Source organism: Gordonia sp. PS3, assembly GCF_041950545.1.
GTDB classification, from domain to species: domain Bacteria; phylum Actinomycetota; class Actinomycetes; order Mycobacteriales; family Mycobacteriaceae; genus Gordonia; species Gordonia sihwensis.
Map to the genome: position 1 here is coordinate 799857 of NZ_CP169524.1, position 7204 is coordinate 807060.

The 7204-nt window shown below is 66.4% G+C and carries 11 protein-coding genes; all 11 read left to right on the forward strand.

Translation table 11 applies throughout. The annotated features are described in order from the left end of the window. The first annotated feature begins 2 nt into the window (after nt 1-2). On the forward strand, nt 3-308 hold the full coding sequence (gene rplW, locus ACE11G_RS03700; protein WP_006895649.1) for a 50S ribosomal protein L23: 306 nt from the start codon (nt 3-5) through the stop codon (nt 306-308). 32 nt (nt 309-340) lie between these two features. Beyond that, nucleotides 341-1177 (forward strand): 50S ribosomal protein L2, encoded by an 837-nt coding sequence (rplB, locus tag ACE11G_RS03705; RefSeq protein WP_006895648.1) that lies wholly within the window; start codon nt 341-343, stop codon nt 1175-1177. A 17-nt stretch (nt 1178-1194) separates the two neighbouring features. Continuing rightward, a complete protein-coding gene (gene rpsS, locus ACE11G_RS03710; protein ID WP_006895647.1) occupies nt 1195-1476 on the forward strand; it encodes a 30S ribosomal protein S19 in 282 nt (93 codons plus the stop codon). 2 nt (nt 1477-1478) lie between these two features. After that, complete coding sequence (rplV, locus tag ACE11G_RS03715; protein WP_006895646.1) at nt 1479-1886, forward strand: 50S ribosomal protein L22; 408 nt, start codon at nt 1479-1481, stop codon at nt 1884-1886. 3 nt (nt 1887-1889) lie between these two features. Next, nucleotides 1890-2696, forward strand: a complete 807-nt coding sequence (gene rpsC, locus ACE11G_RS03720; protein ID WP_006895645.1) for a 30S ribosomal protein S3 — start codon at nt 1890-1892, stop codon at nt 2694-2696. A 4-nt stretch (nt 2697-2700) separates the two neighbouring features. Beyond that, nucleotides 2701-3117, forward strand: coding sequence for a 50S ribosomal protein L16 (gene rplP, locus ACE11G_RS03725; RefSeq protein WP_006895643.1), 417 nt, complete (start codon nt 2701-2703; stop codon nt 3115-3117). Further along, a complete protein-coding gene (rpmC, locus tag ACE11G_RS03730) occupies nt 3117-3350 on the forward strand; it encodes a 50S ribosomal protein L29 (RefSeq protein ID WP_006895641.1) in 234 nt (77 codons plus the stop codon). Before rplP ends, rpmC begins: the two co-directional genes overlap by 1 nt. Continuing rightward, nucleotides 3347-3628, forward strand: coding sequence for a 30S ribosomal protein S17 (gene rpsQ / locus ACE11G_RS03735; RefSeq protein WP_006895639.1), 282 nt, complete (start codon nt 3347-3349; stop codon nt 3626-3628). The genes rpmC and rpsQ overlap by 4 nt, the downstream gene beginning before the upstream one ends. A gap of 208 nt (nt 3629-3836) precedes the next feature. Next, nucleotides 3837-5327 carry an ATP-binding cassette domain-containing protein gene (locus ACE11G_RS03740; protein WP_045536400.1) on the forward strand — a complete coding sequence of 497 codons (1491 nt, stop codon included), beginning with the start codon at nt 3837-3839 and terminating at the stop codon, nt 5325-5327. Then, nucleotides 5327-6145: an ABC transporter permease gene (locus ACE11G_RS03745; protein ID WP_006895637.1), complete on the forward strand. Its 819-nt coding sequence runs from the start codon at nt 5327-5329 to the stop codon at nt 6143-6145. Before ACE11G_RS03740 ends, ACE11G_RS03745 begins: the two co-directional genes overlap by 1 nt. Before the next feature lie 47 nt (nt 6146-6192). Beyond that, a complete protein-coding gene (locus ACE11G_RS03750) occupies nt 6193-7002 on the forward strand; it encodes an ABC transporter permease (RefSeq protein WP_039867095.1) in 810 nt (269 codons plus the stop codon). The last annotated feature ends 202 nt before the right edge of the window (nt 7003-7204 follow it).

The following is a 7204-nucleotide window of genomic DNA, read 5'->3' on the forward strand; positions in this document are numbered from 1 at the left end:
GAATGGCTACGCAGGCAGACCCGCGTGACATCATCCTGGCGCCGGTGATCTCGGAGAAGGCTTACGGGCTGATCGAAGACAACGTGTACACGTTCCTGGTGCACCCGGATTCGAACAAGACTCAGATCAAGATCGCCATCGAGCAGATCTTCGATGTGAAGGTCTCCAGCGTCAACACCGCCAATCGTCAGGGCAAGCGCAAGCGCACCCGTTACGGCTACGGCAAGCGCAAGAACACCAAGCGCGCCATCGTGACGCTGTCCGCTGACAGCAAGCCCATCGAGATCTTCGGGGGAGCGGTCTCCTGACCGCCCGCGAAGAAGAGTAGGGACTAAGACTCATGGCAATTCGTAAGTACAAGCCGACGACGCCGGGCCGTCGCGGATCGAGCGGTGCCGACTTCTCCGAGGTCACCCGTTCGCATCCGGAGAAGTCGCTGGTTCGTCCGCTGCACAGCACCGGCGGACGCAACGCTCACGGCCGGATCACCACCCGCCACAAGGGTGGCGGCCACAAGCGCGCCTACCGTCTGATCGACTTCCGTCGTAACGACAAGGACGGCATCAACGCCAAGGTCGCACACATCGAGTACGACCCCAACCGCACCGCGCGCATCGCGCTGCTGCACTACGTGGACGGTGAGAAGCGCTACATCCTGGCGCCGAAGAACCTGAAGCAGGGCGACGTCGTCGAATCCGGACCCAACGCCGACATCAAGCCGGGCAACAACCTGCCGCTGCGCAACATCCCGACCGGTACCCAGATCCACAACGTGGAGCTGCGTCCGGGCGGCGGCGCCAAGATGGCTCGTTCGGCCGGCGCCTCGATCCAGCTGCTGGGCAAGGAGGGTCCGTACGCGACCCTGCGCATGCCCTCCGGTGAGATCCGCCGCGTCGACGTGCGCTGCCGCGCCACCGTCGGCGAGGTCGGCAACGCCGAGCAGAGCAACATCAACTGGGGCAAGGCCGGCCGTATGCGCTGGAAGGGCAAGCGCCCGACCGTCCGCGGTGTCGTCATGAACCCGGTCGACCACCCGCACGGCGGTGGTGAGGGCAAGACCTCGGGTGGTCGCCACCCGGTGAGCCCGTGGGGACAGCCTGAGGGCCGCACCCGCAAGAACAAGGCCAGCGACAAGATGATCGTCCGTCGCCGTCGTACCGGCAAGAACAAGCGATAACTAGGAGGAGGTAAAAAATGCCACGCAGCCTGAAGAAGGGCCCGTTCGTCGACGACCACCTCCTGAAGAAGGTGGATGCACAGAACGAGAAGGGCACCAAGCAGGTCATCAAGACCTGGTCGCGCCGCTCGACCATCATCCCCGACTTCATCGGTCACACCTTTGCGGTCCACGACGGTCGCAAGCACGTGCCCGTGTTCGTGTCCGACTCGATGGTGGGTCACAAGCTGGGCGAGTTCGCTCCCACCCGTACCTTCAAGGGTCACATCAAGGATGACCGGAAAGCGAAGCGCCGGTAACCATGACTACTGAGACTGAAAACGCAGTGCAGAGTGCACGGGCGACCGCGAAGTTCGTTCGCGTGACCCCGATGAAGGCACGCCGCGTCATCGACCTGGTTCGCGGAAAGAACGTGGACGAGGCTCTCGACATCCTGCGGTTCGCCCCGCAGGCGGCCAGTGAGCCGGTCTACAAGGTGCTCGCCAGCGCGGTCGCGAACGCTGAGAACAACGTGGGCCTGGACCGCCGGACGCTCGTCGTCTCGGAGGCCTTCGCCGATGAGGGCCCGACCCTGAAGCGGTTCCAGCCGCGTGCACAGGGCCGCGCCTTCCGCATCCGCAAGCGCACCAGCCACATCACCGTGGTCGTCGCCGCTGCGGAGAACGGCGGACGTGCTCGTTCGCGCCAGCAGAAGAAGAAGGGAGCCTAAACAGTGGGCCAGAAGATCAACCCGCACGGCTTCCGGCTGGGCATCACCACGGACTGGAACTCACGTTGGTACGCCGACAAGCAGTACGCGGAGTACGTCAAGGAAGACGTCGCGATCCGCAAGCTGCTGAGCACCGGCCTCGAGCGCGCCGGCATCTCCAAGGTGGAGATCGAGCGCACCCGTGACCGCGTCCGCGTCGACATCCACACCGCTCGTCCGGGCATCGTCATCGGCCGCCGCGGCGCCGAGGCCGATCGCATCCGCGGCGACCTGGAGAAGCTGACCGGCAAGCAGGTGCAGCTGAACATCCTCGAGGTCAAGAACCCCGAGGCCGACGCACAGCTCGTCGCGCAGGGCGTCGCCGAGCAGCTCAGCAACCGTGTGGCGTTCCGCCGCGCGATGCGCAAGGCCATCCAGTCGGCCATGCGTCAGCCGGGCGTCAAGGGCATCCGAGTCCAGTGCTCGGGTCGTCTGGGCGGTGCCGAGATGAGCCGCAAGGAGTTCTACCGCGAGGGACGCGTGCCGCTGCACACGCTGCGCGCCGACATCGACTACGGGCTCTACGAGGCACGTACCACCTTCGGCCGCATCGGCGTGAAGGTGTGGATCTACAAGGGCGACATCGTCGGCGGCCGTCGTGAACTGGCCGCAGCCGCGCCCGCCGAGGATCGTCGCGGACCGCGTCGTCCGAGCCGTCCGCGCCGCGACGCGCGTGGTGGCCAGGGCGGTCGCAGCAGCGACGCTGCGCAGGCTCCGGCCGCCGACGCCACCGCGTCCGCTCCGGCGTCTGCAGAGAACCAGGAGGGCTGAGGCCATGTTGATCCCTCGCAGGGTCAAGCACCGCAAGCAGCACCACCCCAGCCTGAAGGGCCGGGCCAAGGGCGGAACCAAGGTCACCTTCGGTGACTACGGCATCCAGGCTCTGGAAGGTGCGTACATCACCAACCGTCAGATCGAGTCTGCTCGTATCGCGATCAACCGCCACATCAAGCGTGGCGGCAAGGTCTGGATCAACATCTTCCCGGACCGCCCGATCACGAAGAAGCCCGCCGAGACCCGCATGGGTTCCGGTAAGGGCTCGCCCGAGTGGTGGGTGGCCCCGGTGAAGCCGGGCCGCGTGCTGTTCGAGATGAGCTACCCCAATGAGGAGACCGCTCGCGAGGCACTGCGCCGCGCACAGCACAAGCTCCCCATGAAGACCCGAATCGTGACCCGAGAGGAGCAGTTCTGATGGCACTCGGAGTCGCTGCTTCTGAGCTCCGTGAGCTCAGCGATACCGACCTGGTCGCGCGCCTGAAGGAGTCGAAGGAAGAGCTTTTCAACCTTCGCTTCCAGATGGCCACCGGTCAGCTCGACAACAACCGTCGTCTGCGCACCGTGCGCCGCGAGATCGCGCGTGTCTACACCGTGATGCGTGAGCGCGAGCTGGGCCTCGCGTCCGGACCGGAGGGTGAAGACGCATGAGTGAGGACCAGAAGGTGAACACCGAAGATCGCGCCAGCCGCAAGGAGCGGATCGGCTACGTCGTCAGTGACAAGATGACCAAGACCATCACGGTCGAGCTGGAGGATCGTACGCGTCACGCGCTGTACGGCAAGATCATCCGCACGACCAGCAAGGTCAAGGCGCACGACGAGGAGCAGATCGCCGGCGTCGGCGACCGCGTCCGGATCATGGAGACCCGACCGCTGTCGGCGACCAAGCGCTGGCGTCTGGTCGAGGTGCTCGAGAAGGCCAAGTAGGCCCGATCGGCGCTTCGCGTACGACGAACATACGACCGCCCGTCCCGGGATTCCAGGGCGGGCGGTCGTCGTCGGAGTGGATGATCGTTCGCGTCGATCTGGCGGCGCCGGCCGATACCGTGGTGCACTGTCGATATACTGCGCCGGGTACCGCTTAGCGGCACCGGGCATCGACAGCCGATTGCCGCAACCGACTAGTTAGGACACCATGCCGGACGCTGGCCACAGGCGTGACGACGAATCGAATGCTCTTCGAAGCGGCGCGGAGCCACTGACGTCTGGCTCGGATGAGCTGTCCGACGTGCCCGGATGGGGATCCGACGAAGACGATCCCGTCGCCGAACAGTTGCGGGCATGGCGCTCCGAACTCGGTACGGGGACGGCCGGACCCGCGCCGTCGGCTGAGCGGGCGACTCCGACCCCGGTCCCGCGCGACGAGCCGCAGGAGACGGTGCACGAGGCGCGTCACTCCACGCCGAAGGAGGAGTGGACGCAGAATCCGATGACGGCGCCGTGGCTGCTCAACGGACTCGGCTTCCGCAAGGAGGAGCCGGAACTGGTGGAGCAGCGGCCGCGCCGCGCGCCGCGGATGCCCGAGGGCCGCAGCGCCGCGTGGGACGTCATCTCCGCGCAACAGCCGGTGGTGAAGCCGGCCGAACCGGAGATCAGCCCGGAGGAGGCTGCGCTCTCCGCTGCCCGTACGGTCTCGTTTCCGGCGCTCGACATGGTGCCCATCGGGGAGAAGGCCGGTCCGGTCGAATACGCGATCGAGGTCGATGGCCTGCGCAAGGTCTTCAACGACATGGTCGCCGTCGACGATGTGAGCTTCAAAGTGCCCAAGGGCAAGATCGTGGCACTGCTCGGACCCAACGGCGCCGGGAAGACGACCACGGTGAGCATGCTGTGCACCCTGCTGCGACCCACCTCGGGTACGGCGACCGTCAACGGATACGACGTCCTCAAGGACGCGGCGCAGGTCCGGCGGTCGATCATGCTCACCGGGCAGTTCGCCGCGCTGGACGAGTCGCTGACCGGGCGTGAGAACCTCGTGCTGTTCGGCCGGCTGATGGGACTGCGGAAGCCCGCGGCTCGGGCCCGTGCCGACGAGCTGCTGGAGTTCTTCTCTCTCGTCGCGGCGGCCGACAAACGGGTGGGCCAGTACTCCGGTGGCATGCGGCGGCGCATCGACATCGCCTGCGGGCTCGTCACCGAACCGAAGGTGGTGTTCCTCGACGAACCGACCACGGGCCTGGATCCGCGCAGTCGGCAGGACGTGTGGGAACTGGTGGAACAGCTGCGCGATTCCGGCGTCACCATCTTGCTGACCACCCAGTATCTCGAGGAAGCCGACATGCTGTCGGACAACATCGTGGTCATCGACAAGGGCCGGGTGATCGCCGAAGGCACCTCGGACGAGCTCAAAGCAGCGACCGGTGCGGCCTACTGTGAGGTGACACCCGCGCACCCGGCGTACCTGCCGCGGCTGCGGGCCCGCCTGGCCGATCTGCTCGGCGCCAACGCCAAGGACGACGGAGAGACGATCTCCGTCCCTGCGCCCGACGGTCCGGACACGCTCGCCGAGGTGATCCGGCGGACCGAGGCGGCACGGATCCCGCTGGCCGACATCGCCTTGCGCCGGCCTTCGCTGGACGAGGTGTTCCTGGCGCTGACTGATCCGAACAAGGACCGGGGCGCCTGATGGCCCACGAGGCGACCGTCGCTCCGCGGTTGTTCGGTCCGGACGGCGCGACCGCGCAGATCAGTCCGGTCCAGCAGTGGTGGACGCTGACCGGACGCGGACTGCGCAAGGTGGTCCGCAACGGCGAGATCGTGCTCGCCTTCCTCTCGCCGGCGCTGCTGGCGCTGTGCTTCTATCTCCCGCTGCGCAAGATCATGAATGCGCAGATGGACATGAACTATGCGCAGTACCTGATGCCGATCATCTTTCTGCAGTCGCTGGAGTTCACTGCCTCGTCGGCGGCGATGCGCTCGTCCTTCGACGGCTCGGAGGGCGTCAACACCCGCTTCCGCGCGATGCCGATGCGACCCGCGGTGCCACTGCTGGCGCGCACGGCCACCAATGCCGTGCTTCTCACGGTCTCGCTCGTGTGCGCCACCGTCGCGACCCTCATCATGGGGTGGCGGCCCGGCGGGGGAGTCACCGGAACTCTCGCGCTCTACGGAATCGGGGCGTTGATCGGTCTGCTGCTGGCGACGGTGGCCGACGGCATCGGCCTGATCGCGGGCAGCCCGCAGGCCACCAGCCAGACGATGGGTCTGCCGACGCTGATCCTGGGCATGCTGTCGACGGGATTCGTTCCGGAGGAGCGGTTCCCCGAGTGGATCCGGCCGTTCGCTCGAAACCAGCCGATCTCCCAGTTCGCGGGAGTGATGCGTTCGGCCGACGACGGCACGCTGACGTGGCACCAGTTGTTCCCGTCGGTGTGCTGGATGATCGGGCTCGCGGTGGTCGCGGCCATCCTCCTCGGGATCTACATGCGGAGGAACGCGCGATGACCGATCAGTCGAGCACGGCGCCGGACGCCGGGGAGACACAGGAAGCGATGGAGTTCCCGCCGGTGCAGTCGCCCGCGGAGACATCGCTGCGCGCCTGGATCACGCAGTCGGCGATCCTGACCGGCAGGCAGGTGATGGTGCTGGCGCGAGACATTCCGACACTCACCCAGATCCTGCTGTTCCCCGCGCTGAGCATGATCATGTTCAAGGTGGTGCTGGGCGACGTGATCGGTCAGGCGACGGGACAGAACAGCGCGTACGGCACCGTGCCGCTGGTGGTCCTGGTGGCGGCGATGTTCGGTTCGGTGGCGTCGGCCACCCGGCTCAACGTGGAGCGGCGCAGCGGGTTGCTGAGCCGGTTGTACGTGATGCCGATCAACCGATCGGCGGATCTCGCATCGCGGGTGGCCGCCGATTCGGTGCGAGTCCTGATCACTTCGGCGATCCTGCTCGCGGCGGGCCATCTCATCGGATTCCGGTTCACGCAGGGTGTGGGACCGGCCGTGGGACTGTTCGTGGTCGCGATGGCCTACGGCGCCGCGTACGGGATGCTCGCGCTCGCCTTGGCGGTGAACGCCGCCCCCGGTGCGCCGCTGGTGCCCTATCTCGGACTGTTGTCGAGCCTGCTGATGTTCTTCAATTCCGGATTCTCGCCGGTGGAGGCGTACCCCGATTGGCTTCAGCCGGTGGTGCAGAACCAGCCGATGACGCCTGCGATCGAACTGATGCGTTCGCTCGCCGCGGGCGGGCCGCTGATGGACAACGCGATCAAGGTGGCGTGCTGGGTGATCGGCATCTTCGCGGTCACGATTTATCCCGCTTTGCGCGGGTATCGCAAGGCTGCGGTGGGACACTGAGCGGTGTCGTGAGACGCGAGGCGGCCGACTCCGGCCCGGGGGTGGAATCCAGGCGGTTTCCGTCTACGCCGTAGGCGGGCTTAGAATTGACCACTTTGGGTACGAATATTTACGAGGTGATGCGCTAGTGACGGGCGATGCTCATGAGACTGACGACACACGAACAACTGTTCGTGCGGGTCAGGATGATGCTGCGGCCGGC

Excerpts from the sequence above, each read along its gene's own strand:
- ACE11G_RS03740 (WP_045536400.1), top strand. The coding sequence starts at position 3,837 with ATGCCGGACGCTGGCCACAGGCGTGACGACGAATCGAATGCTCTTCGA.
- rplP (WP_006895643.1), top strand. The coding sequence starts at position 2,701 with ATGTTGATCCCTCGCAGGGTCAAGCACCGCAAGCAGCACCACCCCAGC.
- rpsS (WP_006895647.1), top strand. The coding sequence starts at position 1,195 with ATGCCACGCAGCCTGAAGAAGGGCCCGTTCGTCGACGACCACCTCCTG.
- rplW (WP_006895649.1), top strand. The coding sequence starts at position 3 with ATGGCTACGCAGGCAGACCCGCGTGACATCATCCTGGCGCCGGTGATC.
- rpmC (WP_006895641.1), top strand. The coding sequence starts at position 3,117 with ATGGCACTCGGAGTCGCTGCTTCTGAGCTCCGTGAGCTCAGCGATACC.
- rplB (WP_006895648.1), top strand. The coding sequence starts at position 341 with ATGGCAATTCGTAAGTACAAGCCGACGACGCCGGGCCGTCGCGGATCG.
- ACE11G_RS03750 (WP_039867095.1), top strand. The coding sequence starts at position 6,193 with ATGGAGTTCCCGCCGGTGCAGTCGCCCGCGGAGACATCGCTGCGCGCC.
- rpsQ (WP_006895639.1), top strand. The coding sequence starts at position 3,347 with ATGAGTGAGGACCAGAAGGTGAACACCGAAGATCGCGCCAGCCGCAAG.
- ACE11G_RS03745 (WP_006895637.1), top strand. The coding sequence starts at position 5,327 with ATGGCCCACGAGGCGACCGTCGCTCCGCGGTTGTTCGGTCCGGACGGC.
- rplV (WP_006895646.1), top strand. The coding sequence starts at position 1,479 with ATGACTACTGAGACTGAAAACGCAGTGCAGAGTGCACGGGCGACCGCG.